At 65.3% G+C, this 16,085-nt stretch carries 9 protein-coding genes and 1 pseudogene; 5 read left to right on the forward strand and 5 right to left on the reverse strand.

Annotated features, from left to right (window positions below; translation table 11 throughout):
* Positions 1-905 precede the first annotated feature (905 nt).
* The gene (locus FZ983_RS23115) at positions 906-2,312 is read left to right on the forward strand and encodes an Nramp family divalent metal transporter (RefSeq protein ID WP_149225839.1); all 1,407 of its coding nucleotides are present in this window, start codon (positions 906-908) and stop codon (positions 2,310-2,312) included.
* Between the two features lie 170 nt (positions 2,313-2,482).
* On the forward strand, positions 2,483-3,712 hold the full coding sequence (nhaA, locus tag FZ983_RS23120; protein ID WP_149225840.1) for a Na+/H+ antiporter NhaA: 1,230 nt from the start codon (positions 2,483-2,485) through the stop codon (positions 3,710-3,712).
* Between the two features lie 94 nt (positions 3,713-3,806).
* Here the strand turns inward: nhaA and FZ983_RS34860 are convergent.
* Both FZ983_RS34860 and FZ983_RS23130 read right to left on the reverse strand, forming a co-directional pair.
* Positions 3,807-4,007: pseudogene (locus tag FZ983_RS34860) on the reverse strand (hypothetical protein); the annotation flags it as partial.
* 58 nt (positions 4,008-4,065) lie between these two features.
* The gene (locus FZ983_RS23130; RefSeq protein WP_149225841.1) at positions 4,066-4,404 is read right to left on the reverse strand and encodes a hypothetical protein; all 339 of its coding nucleotides are present in this window, start codon (positions 4,402-4,404) and stop codon (positions 4,066-4,068) included.
* A 195-nt stretch (positions 4,405-4,599) separates the two neighbouring features.
* Here FZ983_RS23130 and FZ983_RS23135 point away from each other — a divergent pair, with 195 nt between their 5' ends.
* A complete protein-coding gene (locus FZ983_RS23135) occupies positions 4,600-5,274 on the forward strand; it encodes a dienelactone hydrolase family protein (RefSeq protein WP_149225842.1) in 675 nt (224 codons plus the stop codon).
* On the opposite strand, the gene FZ983_RS23140 is transcribed toward FZ983_RS23135, so the two are convergent.
* The 3 genes from FZ983_RS23140 to FZ983_RS34260 all read right to left on the reverse strand — a co-directional run bounded on the left by FZ983_RS23140 (position 5,186) and on the right by FZ983_RS34260 (position 7,201).
* Entirely contained in the window at positions 5,186-5,944 is a 759-nt protein-coding gene (locus FZ983_RS23140; protein WP_149225843.1) for a protein-methionine-sulfoxide reductase heme-binding subunit MsrQ, read from the reverse strand. The two genes, FZ983_RS23135 and FZ983_RS23140, sit on opposite strands and share 89 nt — an antisense overlap.
* Positions 5,945-5,946: 2 nt before the next feature.
* Positions 5,947-6,894 carry a protein-methionine-sulfoxide reductase catalytic subunit MsrP gene (gene msrP / locus FZ983_RS23145; RefSeq protein ID WP_149225844.1) on the reverse strand — a complete coding sequence of 316 codons (948 nt, stop codon included), beginning with the start codon at positions 6,892-6,894 and terminating at the stop codon, positions 5,947-5,949.
* A 106-nt stretch (positions 6,895-7,000) separates the two neighbouring features.
* A complete protein-coding gene (locus tag FZ983_RS34260; protein ID WP_188092466.1) occupies positions 7,001-7,201 on the reverse strand; it encodes a hypothetical protein in 201 nt (66 codons plus the stop codon).
* 577 nt (positions 7,202-7,778) lie between these two features.
* Between FZ983_RS34260 and FZ983_RS23155 the strand changes: the two genes are divergently transcribed.
* Both FZ983_RS23155 and FZ983_RS23160 read left to right on the forward strand, forming a co-directional pair.
* Complete coding sequence (locus tag FZ983_RS23155; protein WP_247883931.1) at positions 7,779-13,655, forward strand: HAMP domain-containing protein; 5,877 nt, start codon at positions 7,779-7,781, stop codon at positions 13,653-13,655.
* Positions 13,652-16,027, forward strand: a complete 2,376-nt coding sequence (locus FZ983_RS23160) for a response regulator (RefSeq protein ID WP_149225846.1) — start codon at positions 13,652-13,654, stop codon at positions 16,025-16,027. The genes FZ983_RS23155 and FZ983_RS23160 overlap by 4 nt, the downstream gene beginning before the upstream one ends.
* Positions 16,028-16,085 lie beyond the last annotated feature (58 nt).

A 16,085-nucleotide genomic window follows, 5' to 3' on the forward strand; every position in this document is an offset into this window, starting at 1 on the left:
CTTCTGCGTTCGGTTCGGGGGCACCGCGGACCTGATCCCGCTGCCCCGATTTTGGGACTGACTATGCCCGATCAACAGTTGACCGGGTATTTCGGTCCGAACTCTCGCATACCCGGATTGAAAGCATACGCAATTTAAATCCCGGACCGGCCGTATCTTTTCCCGAAGCGGAAAAGCGGGCCGGCAGGAGGGAAACGCCCGGCCGGGATGCCGACAGCCGCAATGCCGTGATCCAGATATGAAAATCCGATCGGTCCCGCCGCATGCGGCCGCTGTGGGCACGCAGCGCGAAAGCCGCCGGAGTTGCGACAGAATGCTTGCCTTGATCGACGGCACACGGCGTCCTAGCCGAAGGGCGAGCTGAGGATCGCTCCTGAACAAGTGCAGCATTCGCCTGCCATGCAACGGAAACTCGAAGAGGAAGCATCAACTTCCGCCGAGTTGCCGTTGGCGCTCCGTGCCGTTCTGCAAGCGAGCAGAGCACATGATCGAACAGAATAAAAAATGAGAAGTGAAGGCTGTCCCGCCCCCTGTCGGGACAGCCCTCTGGGAGAGACATTGGCGCGTGGCTCAAGCACACCAAGTTGAGAGTCATATAGAAGATATTGTTTGGTCTGGCAATACCCGAATCTTTGCTCGGAATCATCTTCAGAGTAGCTGCTGAGGTACTGCCATACGAACGAGTCTCGATTTTAATCCCTGCGCGATGAGTATTTTTTTGTTGGCGGAAAAGCCTGAATGTCGGCGGATATTTTTTCCTGCGTGTATCTGATATTTGGCATACCAAACATGTTCGCGGCGGAACGGTTGGCCGCTGCACCCGAACTCGGATCGGGAAGGATCCATGCGGAACCGAGCCAATGGGCCTCAACCGGTTCAACGCTCATTGCAGGGAGGGACAGGGAATGAGTATCAGCTCGACAAACAGCGCTGCGATCGCCGTCGACGGTGTGTATGACGGCACCGCCGCCGACAGCGGGGTTGTCAAAAAAGAGATCCGGCTGGAAGCGCCGGGCACCGGTTTCATGGATACCTGGAAGGCGATGGGGCCGGGCATCGCAGCGGCGATGACCGGCATCGGCGCCAGCCACATCATGCATGCGCCGACCGCCGGCGCCCGTTTCGGCTACGATCTTCTGTGGGTGATCCTGGCCGCCTACATCATCAAGTATTGCGCCTTCGAGTTCGCCCACCGCTACACGATGGTGAAGGGCGAGACCATCATCAACGCCTACCACCGCGTCGGCACATGGCCGCTCTGGTTCATGATCTTCCAGGGTCTCGCCAACACCGTCGGCATCGCCGGCCGCGCGCTGGGCTGCGCCGCCCTGATGTGGGCCGCCTTCCCCTTCATGCCTATGGAGGCATGGGCCGTCACCATTCTCGTCGGCACCGTCACTATCCTGTGGCTGGGCAGCTACAAGGCGGTCGAAGGCATCTGCAAGCTGCTGATCATCATCTTCGCCGTGTCCTGCTTCGTGGCGTTCGCGCTGCAGGCGCCGCCGCCGGGCGAATACCTGTCGCGCCTGCTGCCGACGCTGCCGCCTGTCGGTGCGATGCTGCTGTTCGGCGCCATGTTCGGCTACTTCCCGACCACGCTGGAAGTCGCGCCCATGCAGTCGAACTGGGCGGTGGACAAGAAGGCCGGCATGGTCAAGGTCAACGAGATGCGGGCCCAGGGGCACACCGTGCACATGGATCCCGACTACATGAAGAAGAGCCTGATCCTGTTCAAGCGCGACATGAACATCAGCTACATCATCTCGATGCTGTCGGGCATGGTGTTCCTGATCGTCGGCGCGGCGGTGCTGAACCCGATGGGGCTGGTGCCCAAGGGCAGCGAGATGGGCACGACGATCGCGCGCATCTACACCGACACCTTCGGCGCATGGATCTTCCCGGTGATCATCGCCGGCGGCGTGGCGGCGCTGTTCTCCACCGTCTTCACCTACTTCGACGGCCAGGCCCGCATCTTCGAGGAATGCGCCGTGCGGCTGAAGCGGGACTGGGACAACCCGCGCATGCGCAAGCTCCTGTACCGCGGCATGCAGGTGCTGTGGCTGGTGGCCGGCATCGCCGTGGTCTTCGGCCTGCCGGAGCCGATCTTCGTGGTCCAGGTCGCCTCTGTGATGGCGCTGGTCTTCTCGCCGGTGCTGTTCTGGCTGACCATCAAGGCGGTCAAGGACAACTTCACCTCCGACTTCGAACGTGAGCTTCTGCCGAGCAAGTTCCAGTTCGCCTGGGCGTGGGCCGGCACGGCCAGTCTGGTCCTGCTGACGCTCTACGTCCTCTACTACCAATTCCTGACCTGATCTCCGGCCCGTCCCGGAACCCGGCGTGTGACGCCCTGGAACCAGGCATTTCAGGGCGTCATACCCTGTTTTTCGTCATTGCAGGCCCATATAGTCCGAGAAACTTTGTCTGCGGTAAGATGGCAGGCATGGAGCAGCTCTGACAGAAATCGAATAAAGGACAGAATTCCATGGTGGAAAAGACGCAACCCTCTCGCCGGCGCCCGATTTCCATTTTCAGGGAATTCATGAACAGCGAAGCGTCGGGCGGCATTCTTCTGATGGTCGCCGCGGCGCTCGCCCTGATCGTTGCGAATTCTCCCCTGTCGAGAGTCTATTTCGACACGCTGCACAGCTATGTCTTGGGGTTGAGCATCGGGCATTGGGTCAATGACGGACTGATGGCGGTCTTCTTCCTGCTGGTCGGGCTGGAGATCAAACGAGAGATGCTGGACGGACAACTCTCCTCATGGTCGCGCCGGATTCTGCCGGGCGTGGCGGCGGCCGGCGGCATGCTGGTGCCAGCCCTCATCTATGTGGCCTTCAACAGCAGCGATCCGGAAACGATCCGCGGCTGGGCCATTCCGGCGGCGACGGACATCGCCTTTGCCCTGGGCGTCCTGTCGCTCCTTGGCCCCCGCGTGCCGACGTCCCTCAAGATCTTCCTGACGGCCCTGGCCATCATCGACGATCTGGGCGCCGTCATCATCATCGCCCTGTTCTATACCGCCGACCTGTCGATGCCGGCCCTGGGTGCGGCGGCGCTCATCCTGGCGGCGCTGATCGCCTTGAATCGCTTCGGCGTCCAGACGCTCTGGCCCTACCTCATTCTCGGCGCGGGCCTGTGGGGTGCGGTTCTCCTGTCGGGCGTCCATGCGACGCTGGCGGGCGTCACCCTTGCGCTGACCATTCCGCTTCGCCCCGCGCCGGGCAAGCCGGACGACATGCACTCCCCGCTGCACCGGCTGGAGCACGGCATCCACGGTTGGGTGGCCTACCTGATCGTCCCCGTCTTCGGCTTCGCCAATGCCGGCGTGTCCTTCGCCGGCATGGACGCGTCGATCCTGACGGGCTCTCTCCCGCTGGGGATCGCGCTCGGCCTGTTCCTGGGGAAAATGGTCGGCGTGTTCGGAACCGCCTGGCTCACCATCCGCCTGGGCTTCGCCGACATGCCGGCCGGTGCGAGCACGTCGCAGCTTTTCGGCGTCTCCCTGTTGTGTGGCATCGGCTTCACCATGAGCCTGTTCATCGGAGCCTTGGCCTTCCCCGCTTCGCCTGAACTGGGCGATGCGGTCAAGGTCGGTGTCTTCACGGGTTCGCTTGTGTCCGCGACCGCAGGCGCCCTGCTTCTGCGCCTTGTGCCCCGGAAGGCTGGGGTTCCGGCTCATGGGTATACGAAGGCCGATCGGAACGCGGCGTGATACCGTCAAGTTGACAAACGGCAAATGAACGGCGCCTCCGCTCTCGGGGGCGCCGGCCGGCGGGAGCGACGGGACAATGTTCAGGCGGTCGGGTCTAGGCGGTTGGGTTTCCTTCGAAGCGGTCGGCGTTCATGACCTTCGCCCAGGCGGCAACGAAGTCCTTCGCGAACTTCCCGTGGGAATCGCCGCACGCATATACCACTGCGAATGCGCGGAGCTGTGAATGCGAGCCGAAGATCAGGTCGACGCGGGTGGCCGTCCATCTGGTCTCCCCGGTAATGCAGTCACGTCCTTCATCGGAATAGCCCGGAAGCCGGAGGGGCGCCGCGGTCGGACACGGCGCCCGTCAACCGTCAGTCGAAGCTGAAGCCCTGATCCTTCATGTAGATGTTCTTCACCTTGCACCAGTCGACGCTGAACTTCTCCGATTCATAGCCGACCCAGTCCACCTTGAAGGGAACGACGCAATTTCCTTCGTCACTGCCCCAGTCCATTTCGGCGGATTCGCCGGGCTTCAGCTTGAAGTCAATCCAGTTCTTGCTCCACGCCCCACCTTCGAAGGTGCGGAATCCATTGATGACATAGTCCGACGACTTGTTGTGGAGATTGAACTTGTAGGTGTCCGCGGCCTGGGCGGAAACGGTTGCGCCGGCCAGCGCGGCGAAAACGGCGAGAAAAGCGAAGCTGCGCAAGGTCGACCTCGTCGTTGAGAGCCAGCCATCACTGGCGGTAACCTGTACGATGACGAGGCAATAATCCCTATGGAAGGGGATATATGACAGCCGAGCTTCAGCGCTGCCCTGTCGCCAGTTGCCCTCTGGACCGCTGCGCTTATGATTGGCGGCAATGACCGCATGGACGGTCTCGCAAGACGAAGGGTTCGGGACATGAATGACGCAACGGCGGGCTGGATCGAACTCCAGGCCGCGGACGGCCATCGGCTTCGCGCTTATCGGGCGCCGGCCAAGGGCGAGGAGATCGGGCGCCTGATCTTGGCGCCGGAGATCTTCGGCATCAACCACCATATCCGCAGCGTGTGCGACGGTTTCGCCCAGCAGGGCTTCACAACCGTGGCGCCGGATCTGTTCGACCGTGCCGAGCGCGGGGTGGAACTGGCCTATGACGATGCCGGCATCCAGCGGGGCATCGCGCTGAAGGGTGCGGTGCCGACGGCGGACGCGCTACAGGACGTGGCGGCTGCGCTGGCCCATCTGGGCGGCGACGGGGCTGCGGCCATCGTCGGCTATTGCTGGGGCGGCAGCATTGCCTGGGCGTCGGCGGCAGTCCTGCCGGTGCGTGCCGCCGTCGGCTATTACGGCGGAGAGATCGGCAAGACGCTGGACAGCGCCCCGCGGGTGCCGACCCTGCTGCATTTCGGCGAGCAGGACCATGCCATCCCGCTGTCGGTGGCGGAGGGGGTGAGGTCACGCTATCCGTGGCTGCCGGTGCATGTCTATCCGGCCGGCCATGGCTTCAACTGCGACGAGCGGGGGAGCTTCCATCCGGAAAGCGCGGTTCTGGCGCTTCGCCGGACCGTTGGGCTGCTGCGGGCCGTGTTCTGACGGACGCCCGTCCGGCCTGCGGATCCTTCCGCCGTCCCAGCCTGACAGGCCAACGGCGGAAGGCCAGCAACCCGATGCAGATCAGGCCATAGACCAGCGGCGCCGTCTGCCAGCCCTTCACCAGCATTATGAAGTGCAGGCAGGCGGCCAGCCCAGCGACGAACACGCCCCGGTGCAGGGCGCGCCAGCGCTTGCCGCCCAGCCGTTTCACCATGCCGTCGGTGGAGGTCGCGGCCAGCGCCGTCAGGATCAGGAAGGCGCCCATACCGACCGTGATGTAGGGCCGCTTGACGATGTCCTTCCAGATCGCCGCCCAGTCGAAGAACTGGTCCAGCCCGACATAGGTGGACAGGTGGACGGTGGCGTAGAAGAAGGCGAACAGCCCCAGCATCCGGCGGAAGCGCGCCAGGCCCGCCACGCCCGTCAGCATGCGCAGCGGCGTCAGCGCCAGCGCGATCAGCAGGAAGCGCAAGGCCCACAAGCCGCTGGCCTTGACGCTTTCCAGCACCGGCTCCGCCCCCAACTCGCCGGTGTAGGCAAGCCGCATGGTCCAGACCAGCGGAACGAGGCAGAGGATGAAGACGATTGGCTTGGCCCAACGCGATGCGAGCGCGGCATTGGCGGCGGCGCGCAGATCGACGCCGCCGACGGCGGATGCAGAATCGGCCATGGTCAGTAATTCGCCTTCAGGTCCATCCCGGCATAGAGCGACGCGACCTCCTCGCCATAGCCGTTGAAGGGGAGGGTCTTGCGGCGGGAGAATTCGCCGACGCGCCGCTCGGTCGCCTGACTCCAGCGGGGATGGTCGACCTCGGGGTTGACGTTGGAATAGAAACCGTATTCGCGCGGCTGCGACTTGTTCCAGGCGGTCGGCGGCTGGTCCTTCACCAGCGTGATCTTGACGATCGACTTGATCGACTTGAAGCCGTACTTCCACGGCACCACCAGCCGGATCGGCGCGCCGTTCTGGTTGGGCAGCACCTCGCCATACATGCCGACGGCGAGCAGGGTCAGCGGGTGCATCGCCTCGTCCAGCCGCAGCCCTTCGGTGTAGGGCCAGTCCAGCACCCAGGAGCGCAGGCCCGGCATCTGCTTGGGATCGTTCAGGGTCTGGAAGGCGACATACTTCGCGTTGCCGGTGGGTTCCACCCGCTTCAGCAGTTCGGCCAGGGAGAAGCCGACCCAGGGGATCACCATCGACCAGCCTTCGACGCAGCGCAGGCGGTAGATGCGCTCCTCCATCGGGAATTTCAGCAGGTCTTCGATGCCGATGGTCATCGGCTTGGCGACCTCACCGCCGATGGCAATCTCCCAGGGCCTTGTCTTCAGCGTGCCGGCATTGTCGGCGGGATCATCCTTGCCGGTGCCGAACTCGTAGAAGTTGTTGTAGGTGGTGGCCGACTTCATCGGCGTGGTGGGGTCGAACTTCGGATCGGCCGGCTTGATCGTGGTCGGCACCTGGAAGGATGCTGCCAAGGCGTTGCCGCTCCACACCGGCAGGCTGCCCAGCGCCATCGCGGCGGCACCGCCGGCCATCAGGCTGCGGCGGTTGATGAACAACTCCCGCGGCGTCACCTCGTCCTCGCGGGCCTGCGAGGGGGTGGGGAATTTGAACAGCATCGACCTCTCCCGAACGGACCATTCCTGCCAGTAACCATAGGTCTGCGGCAGGCCGCCGGCAAATCACGCTCTCTACACGATTGCGTGAGCGGTCGATGATGAAGCTTCAGCGCCGGCCGAGCGGGATCACGATGGCGGGACCGCCGAGGCCGCCGCTGCGCGCCACCCGCCGCACCGGGAAGGGCAGCACGTCCGCCGCCGGCCTGGGCGGGCCGAGCGCCGGCAGTCCGGCAAAGGAGTGGGCCAAGGCGGCGCCGCTGCTGCAGGCGCGCATCCAAGAGAGCATGCAGTACATCGATGCCTGCATGGGAATCGTCCAGAGAATCATGGTTAAGCCCCGGGCCGTGACGACGGTCGAATTGGTCTCGCCCTGCGGGAGACGGCTGCGTGCCGAATGATCCCGCTGTGGTTCGGATCCATAACGAGGTCGGCTGCTGAATCGTTCCGGCACCCATACGATGGTCGGGCAGGGCATTTGCGGACGGGCAAGTTTATGGCGCCGAGGGCGTGTGTCTGCGAATAAAGCGTCTTGATCTAAAACGAAGGTTGTTTTGCCCTGGGGTAAATCGCGTGACAAACGCCGCCAAGCTGAAGAATCTCCGCCCTCCACCCTAAGTCATAGGCATAGTCACTACGCCGGAGGTCGGATTTCCTACGAAAGGCTAAATTGACCGGAATCGCCTTTACTTCATCGTGCGGGGATGTAGGACTGCGCGGTCACTCGCCGGCTCAGGCTCGGGCGCGCGCAGGCTTGCTGCGGGTATTCGGTTTTCTGGCTGAGACGGGTTGCATTTACTGGATCGTACTCCGGGATGGTGCCGGGGCGGTCTATTGCTGTGGCGGAATGCGGCCCATGGTGGGCCGGCGCGCTAATGGGGAACGGCATGACGGCGATGGTGGAAACGGCGGACGCGTTGGATCCGAAGGTTCTGCTGATGGCCTTGCGGCAACTGCGCAAGGGCGATTTCTCCGTGCGGCTGCCGCTCGACCTGACCGGAATGGACGGCGAGATCGCCGCCGCCTTCAACGACGTGGTGGAGTTGAACCAGAACCTGACCACGGAGGTCAGCCGGCTCAGCGTCGCCATCGGCAAGGAAGGCCGCATCAGCCAGCGTGCCAAGCTGAACAACGCATCCGGCGGGTGGGAAACCTGCGTCGACAGCATCAACACGCTGGTCGGCGACATGATCCAGCCGACGACGGAAATCGCGCGCGTGATCGGCGCCGTCGCCAAGGGCGACCTGTCCAAGACCATGGCGCTGGAGATCGAAGGCCGCCCGCTGCAGGGCGAGTTCCTGCGCACCGCCCGCAACGTCAACACCATGGTGGACCAGCTCGTCACCGTCACCACGGAACTGACGCGCGTGGCGCGCGAGGTCGGCATCGAGGGCAAGCTGGGCGGTCAGGCCCAGGTCAAGGGCGTTGCCGGCAGTTGGAAGGATCTGACCGAGAACGTCAACGTGATGGCCGCCAACCTGACCGGTCAGGTGCGCAACATCGCGGAGGTGACGACGGCGGTCGCGAAGGGCGACCTGTCGAAGAAGATCACCGTCGACGTGAAGGGCGAGATTCTTGAGCTGAAATCCACCATCAACACCATGGTGGACCAGCTGAACAGCTTCGCCTCGGAAGTGACGCGCGTGGCGCGCGAGGTGGGCTCCGAAGGCAAGCTGGGCGGTCAGGCGAAGGTGGAGGGCGTTGGCGGCACCTGGAAGGACCTGACCGACAACGTGAACATGATGGCGGCCAACCTGACCGGTCAGGTGCGCAACATCGCGGAGGTGACGACGGCGGTCGCGAAGGGCGACCTGTCGAAGAAGATCACCGTCGACGTGAAGGGCGAGATTCTTGAGCTGAAATCCACCATCAACACCATGGTGGACCAGCTGAACAGCTTCGCCTCGGAAGTGACGCGCGTGGCGCGCGAGGTGGGCTCCGAAGGCAAGCTGGGCGGTCAGGCGAAGGTGGAGGGCGTTGGCGGCACCTGGAAGGACCTGACCGACAACGTGAACATGATGGCGGCCAACCTGACCGGTCAGGTGCGCAACATCGCGGAGGTGACGACGGCGGTCGCGAAGGGCGACCTGTCGAAGAAGATCACCGTCGACGTGAAGGGCGAGATTCTTGAGCTGAAATCCACCATCAACACCATGGTGGACCAGCTGAACAGCTTCGCCTCGGAAGTGACGCGCGTCGCAAGAGAAGTGGGCTCCGAGGGCAAGCTGGGCGGTCAGGCACGGGTGGAGGGCGTCGGCGGGACGTGGAAAGACCTCACCGACAGCGTGAACCTCATGGCGGCGAACCTGACCGGTCAGGTGCGCAACATCGCCGATGTGACCACCGCCGTCGCCAACGGCGACTTGTCGAAGAAGATCACCGTGCCGGTGAAGGGCGAAATCCTGGAGCTGAAGAACACCATCAACACCATGGTGGACCAGCTGAACAGCTTCGCTTCGGAAGTGACGCGCGTGGCGCGCGAGGTGGGCTCGGAAGGCAAGCTGGGCGGGCAGGCCCAGGTCAAGGGCGTCGGCGGCACCTGGAAGGACCTGACCGACAATGTGAACGCGATGGCGACCAACCTGACCGGTCAGGTGCGCAACATCGCGGAGGTGACGACGGCGGTCGCCAACGGCGATCTGTCAAAGAAGATCACCGTCGACGTGAAGGGCGAAATCCTTGAGCTGAAGTCCACCATCAACACCATGGTGGATCAGCTGAACAGCTTCGCCTCGGAAGTGACACGCGTGGCGCGCGAGGTGGGCTCGGAAGGCAAGCTGGGCGGGCAGGCCCAGGTCAAGGGCGTCGGCGGCACCTGGAAGGACCTGACCGACAATGTGAACGCGATGGCGACCAACCTGACCGGTCAGGTGCGCAACATCGCGGAGGTGACGACGGCGGTCGCCAACGGCGATCTGTCAAAGAAGATCACCGTCGACGTGAAGGGCGAAATCCTTGAGCTGAAGTCCACCATCAACACCATGGTGGATCAGCTGAACAGCTTCGCCTCCGAAGTCGCCCGTGTGGCGCGCGAGGTGGGTATCGAAGGCAAGCTCGGCGGTCAGGCCCAGGTGAAGGGGGTTGCCGGCACCTGGAAGGATTTGACCGACAACGTGAACATGATGGCGGCGAACCTGACCGGTCAGGTGCGCAACATCGCCGAAGTCACCACCGCCGTCGCCAAGGGCGATCTGTCGAAGAAGATCACCGTCGATGTGAAGGGCGAGATCTTCGAACTGAAATCCACCATCAACACCATGGTGGATCAGCTGAACAGCTTCGCTTCGGAAGTGACGCGTGTGGCGCGCGAGGTGGGTTCCGAAGGCAAGCTGGGCGGTCAGGCGAAGGTGGAAGGCGTTGGCGGCACCTGGAAGGACCTGACCGACAATGTGAACATGATGGCGGCCAACCTGACGGGGCAGGTGCGCGGCATCGCCAGCGTGGTCACCGCGGTCGCCGACGGCGACCTGAAGCGCAAGCTGGCGGTGGACGCCAAGGGCGAAATCGCGGCGCTGGCCAACACCATCAACGGCATGATCGACACGCTGGCGACCTTCGCCGATCAGGTTACCAACGTGGCGCGCGAGGTGGGCATCGAAGGCAAGCTGGGCGGTCAGGCCCGCGTGCCCGGCGCCGCCGGCCTGTGGAAGGACCTGACGGAGAACGTGAACCAGCTGGCCGCGAACCTGACCACCCAGGTGCGCGCCATCGCCGAGGTCGCCACCGCGGTGACCAAGGGCGACCTGACCCGCTCCATCACCGTGGAGGCGATGGGCGAGGTCGCGGCGCTGAAGGACAACATCAACGAGATGATCCGCAATCTTCGCGACACGACGCTGAAGAATGCGGAACAGGATTGGCTGAAGACCAACCTCGCCAAATTCACCCGTATGCTGCAGGGCGAACGCGATCTGGTCACCGTATCCAACATGATCCTGTCGGAGATCGCCCCGCTGGTGAACGCGCAGCATGGCGTCTTCTACGTCGCCACCCGCGACCGCGACGAGCCGCTGCTGGAACTGGTCGCCTCCTATGCGCTGAAGGAACGCAAGAATCTGTCCAACCGCTTCCACATGAAGGAAGGTTTGGTCGGGCAGTGCGCGTATGAGAAGAAGCGCATCCTGCTGACCAACGTGCCGCGGGATTACGTGTCCATCAGTTCCGGCCTGGGCGAGGCGCCGCCGCTGAACATCATCGTCCTGCCGGTGCTGTTCGAGGACGACGTGAAGGCGGTGATCGAGCTGGCGAGCTTCGGCCGCTTCAGCGAGACGCACCAGAGCTTCCTGGAGCAGCTGACCGAGAGCATCGGCATCGTGCTGAACACCATCGCCGCCAACATGCGCACCGAAGGCCTGCTGAAGCAGTCGCAGCGCCTGACCACCGAACTGCAGAGCCAGCAGGAGGAGCTGAAGACCACGAACGAACGGCTGGAACAGCAGGCCGCCTCGCTGCGCAAGTCGGAGGAGCTGCTGAAGGCTCAGCAGGAAAAGCTGACCACCACCAACGAGGCGCTGGAGGAGAAGGCCGAGCAGCTGGAGAAGCAGAACATCGAGGTCGAGCGCAAGAACCGCGAGGTCGTGCTCGCCAAGGCGGCGCTGGAGGAGAAGGCGGAACAGCTCGCCCTGACCTCCAAGTACAAGTCGCAGTTCCTGGCGAACATGAGCCACGAGCTGCGCACGCCGCTGAACAGCCTGCTGATCCTGTCCAAGCTGCTGGCCGACAACCCGGACACCAACCTGTCCGACCGTCAGGTGGAGTTCGCCCGCACCATCCATTCCGCCGGTTCCGACCTGCTGGGCCTGATCAACGACATCCTCGACCTGTCGAAGATCGAATCCGGCACCGTCACGCTGGAGATCGGCGAGGTCGTGCTGGGCGACCTGCGCAACCATGTGGAGCGCACCTTCTCGCAGGTGGCGCAGGAAAAGAAGCTGGCCTTCACCATCGAGATGGACGAAGCGCTGCCCGCCAGCATCCAGACCGACGAGAAGCGGCTGGCCCAGGTGCTGAACAACCTGCTGTCCAACGCCTTCAAGTTCACGGACGCCGGCGGCATCACCTTCCGCGTCGCCCCGGCGACGGAGGGCTGGAGCGTCGCGCACCCGACGCTGAACGCGGCGGCGTCGGTGCTGGCCTTCACCGTGATCGACACCGGCATCGGCATCCCCGAGGACAAGCAGCGCATCATCTTCGAGGCGTTCCAGCAGGCCGACGGCACCACCAGCCGCAAATACGGCGGCACCGGCCTCGGCCTGTCGATCAGCCGCGAGATCGCCCGCCTGCTGGGCGGCGAGATCCGGGTGACCAGCACGCCCGGCAAGGGCAGCGCCTTCACGCTCTATGTCCCGCGCAGCTACGACGTCGCGGAGGAGACCGCCACCCCGCTGGTCGCCGCCGCCAGCACCGCGCTGGCGCCCGCCGGTCTGCTGCCGAAGCGGACGGAGACGGCGACCCGCCCGGTGGTGGCGTCCGGCCCGCAGGACGGGATCGCCCTGCTCGACATGCCGGCCGGTGACGACCGCGACCGCCTGCGCCCAGGCGAGCCGGTGGTGCTGATCGTGGAGGACGACGCGACCTTCGCCTCCATCCTGCTCGATCTGGCTCGGGAGAAGGGTTTCCGCACGGTTCTGTCCAATGGCGGGGCGGCGGCGCTGCCGCTGGCGCGCAAATTCCGGCCGGATGCCATCCTGCTCGACATCGGGTTGCCGGACATGGACGGCTGGGCGCTGCTGGACCTGCTGAAACGCGACCCGCAGACCCGCCATATCCCGGTCCACGTCATCTCCGCCAAGGACGAACGGCGGCGCGGCCTGTCGATGGGCGCCTTCGATTATTCGGAGAAGCCGGTGGAGCGCGAGGCGATCTTCGACGCCCTGAACCGGGTGAAGAGCTTCAAGGAACGCGATCACCGCAAGCTGCTGGTGGTGGAGAAGGACAATCCGCAGCCGGGCGCCGTCGCCGCGCTGATCGGCAACGGCGACGTGGAGACCCACACCGTCACCTCCATCGAAGCGGCGATGGCGGCGCTGTCGGCCGACCGCTTCGACTGCATGGTGCTGGATCTGTCCAGCCCGGCGCTGCCCGGCCCCTCCGCCGCCGATTTCGAACTGGTTGAATGGCTGCGCACCCGCGACACGCTCGCCTGGATGCCGGTGGTGGTCTATGTCGCCGCCGACATCACGGCGGAGGACGAAGCGCGGCTGCGCCGGCTGGCCGAAACCGTGGTGCTGAAGAGCGCCCGGTCGCCCGCCGGCCTGCTCGACGAGACCGCGCTGTTCCTGCACCGTGCCGTGGACAAGCTGCCCGACGACAAGCGGCGCAGCATCCTGGACCTGCGCCAGCACGATCCCTCGCTGGCCGGGAAGCGGGTGCTGGTGATCGATGACGACATCCGCAACATCTTCTCGCTGGCCAGCGTGATGGAGGCCCACAGGATCGAGGTCCTGCATGCCGAAAGCGGTCGCGAGGGAATCGAGCGGCTGCGCGCCGACCCGGGCGTCGACGTGGTGCTGGTCGACATCATGATGCCGGAGATGGACGGCTACGAGACCATGCGCACGATCCGCAGCATCGACGAGTTCCGCGGCCTGCCGATGATCGCCGTCACCGCGAAGGCGATGAAGGGCGACCGCGACAAGTGCATCGAGGCAGGGGCGACCGACTACATCGCCAAGCCGGTGGACATCGACCACCTTCTGTCGCTGCTGCGGATCTGGACCGCCAAGGGCGGCAGGCCGCAGCCGCGCGGCGGAGTTCCGGCATGACCCGGCGCAAACTGCGCCCGGGGGCGGCGCGGCGCGGTCCGCTCGGGCCGCCAGCCTTCCCGGTGCCGGCGGTTCGCCGCTCGCGGCTGCTCGGCACCACCAGCGTCCAGCCGGCCGGCAAGGATGATGTGCGCCAGACGCTTCTGCCGCCGGATGTGGCGCCGCCCGCATCGGCCCCCGTTCCGGCCGTCACACCCGCACCGGCGGCCGGTGCCCCCGCGGGATGGGAAAGCATGACCATCGACGTTCCTCCGCAGCCCGACAAGGCCGACGTGGCGATCCTGATCGTCGATGACGACCCGCGGAATCTGTTCGCCGTGCGCGAGACGCTGGAGGACATGAACGCGCAGCTCGTCCTGGCGCGGTCGGGGGAGGAGGCGCTGAAGCACCTGCTGCGCCAGGACTTCGCGCTGATCCTGCTCGACGTCCACATGCCGGGGATGGACGGCTACGAGACGGCGGAGTTGATCCGCCTGCGCGAGAAGTCCCGCCACATCCCCATCATCTTCCTGACCGCCATCAACAAGGACGAGACGCACATCTTCCGCGGCTATGCCAGCGGCGCCGTGGACTACATGTTCAAGCCGGTCGATCCGCACATCCTGAAATGCAAGGTGGCGGTCTTCGTCGACCTCTACCGCAAGACGGAGGCGGTGAAGCGCGAGGTCGAGGCCAAGCAGCGCCTGCTGGACGAGAACGAGCGGGTGCGGCGCGAGATGCGGCAGGCCGAACAGGCGCTGCGCCGGTCGGAGGAGCGGCAGGCGCTGATCCTGGGGCAGCTGCCAATTGTGCTCTATACCGCGGATCTGACGCCGGGCATTCCCTTCCGCTATCTGTCGGACACGGCGCAGTCGGTGCTTGGCTGTCCGCCCACCCGCTTCATCGACGATCCGGGCTATTGGGAGGCGGGGCTTCACCCCGACGACCGCAGCCGCGTGCTGCGCCAGTTGGAGTCGATCCACGACACCGGGCTGACGACGGTCGAGTATCGCTGGCGCTGCCCGGACGGCAGCGAGCGCCATCTGCTGGACCAGGCGGTGGTGGTGCGCGACGAGGACGGCCGCCCCGCCGAGCTGTTCGGCACCATCCTGGACGTGACCGAGACACGCCAGGCCCAGCGCCAGCTCGCCCACGCCCAGAAAATGGAGATGGTCGGCCAGCTGACCGGCGGCATCGCCCACGACTTCAACAACATGCTGATGGTGGTGATCGGCAGCCTCGAACGGCTGGTCCCCAGCCTTGCCGGTGATCCGAAGGCGGCGAAGCGGGCGGAGATGGCGCTGCAGGCGGCGCTGCGCTGTTCCGACATGACGCGGCGCCTGCTGACCTTCGCGCGGCGCCAGCAGCTTCACCCGGAGCCGGTCGATCTCGGTGCGCTGGTCGCGGGCATGGGCGAGCTGATGGAGCGCACGCTGGGCGGCGGCGTCGCCATCGCCATCGAGGCGCCGGCCGTCGATGCGGAGCCGCTGTGGACCGCGTCGGTCGACCGGTCGCAGGCGGAATCGGCACTGCTGAACCTCGTCATCAACGCCCGCGACGCCATGCCCGGCGGCGGCACCCTGCGCATCCGCACGGAGAACGCCCGTTTCGAGGATACACAGTCCGGCCATGGCATGTCCGTCCCGGCCGGCGACTACATCCTGCTGTCGGTGTCCGACAGCGGATGTGGCATGCCGCCGGAGGTGCTGGAGCGCGCCTTCGAACCCTTCTTCACCACCAAGGAGGCGGGGAAGGGGACCGGCCTCGGCCTTGCCATGATCCATGGCTTCGTCAAGCAGTCGGGCGGGCTGATCGGCATCGACAGCAGTCCGGGCGTCGGCACCACCTTCCGCCTTTACCTGCCGAGGGCGACCGTCGATGCTGTCCATGGGGCGGCTTCCGACGACGACGGCGCCGACGAGGCGTTCGCCGGCCGCGGCGAGACCGTGCTGGTGGTGGATGACGACGCCGATGTGCGCGCCGTCGCCGTCCAGGCCGTGGGTGCGCTGGGCTACCGCGTGCTGGAAGCCGACGGGGCGGAGGCGGCGCTGACTCTGCTGGACCGCCAGCCGGTCGATCTCCTGTTCACCGATATCGTGATGCCGGGCGGCCTGAACGGGCGCGAACTGGCGCGCGAGGGGCTGCGCCGTCACCCCTCGCTGCGGGTGCTGTTCGCCTCGGGTTATGCCAACGGAACCAGTGCGCCGGAGCCGGAGGCCGGCGCCGCCATGCCAGCAGACGACGGCACCGATCCGGGTGCCGTTCTTGGGGCCGTGTTGAGCCGGGCGGAGACGCTGGCCAAGCCCTATCGCGACGGCGATCTTGCCCGCGCTCTGCGTCGCGCGCTGGATCTGCAGTCCCCCCTCGCGCCGGCGGAGGCCGTCCGGGGCTGACGAGGGGGATCGATGGCGGCGCCGTCCCACGCCGCCGGTTGTGCACATCAGGTCAGGT

This window comes from Azospirillum sp. B21, from assembly GCF_008364825.1.
Classification (GTDB): domain Bacteria; phylum Pseudomonadota; class Alphaproteobacteria; order Azospirillales; family Azospirillaceae; genus Azospirillum.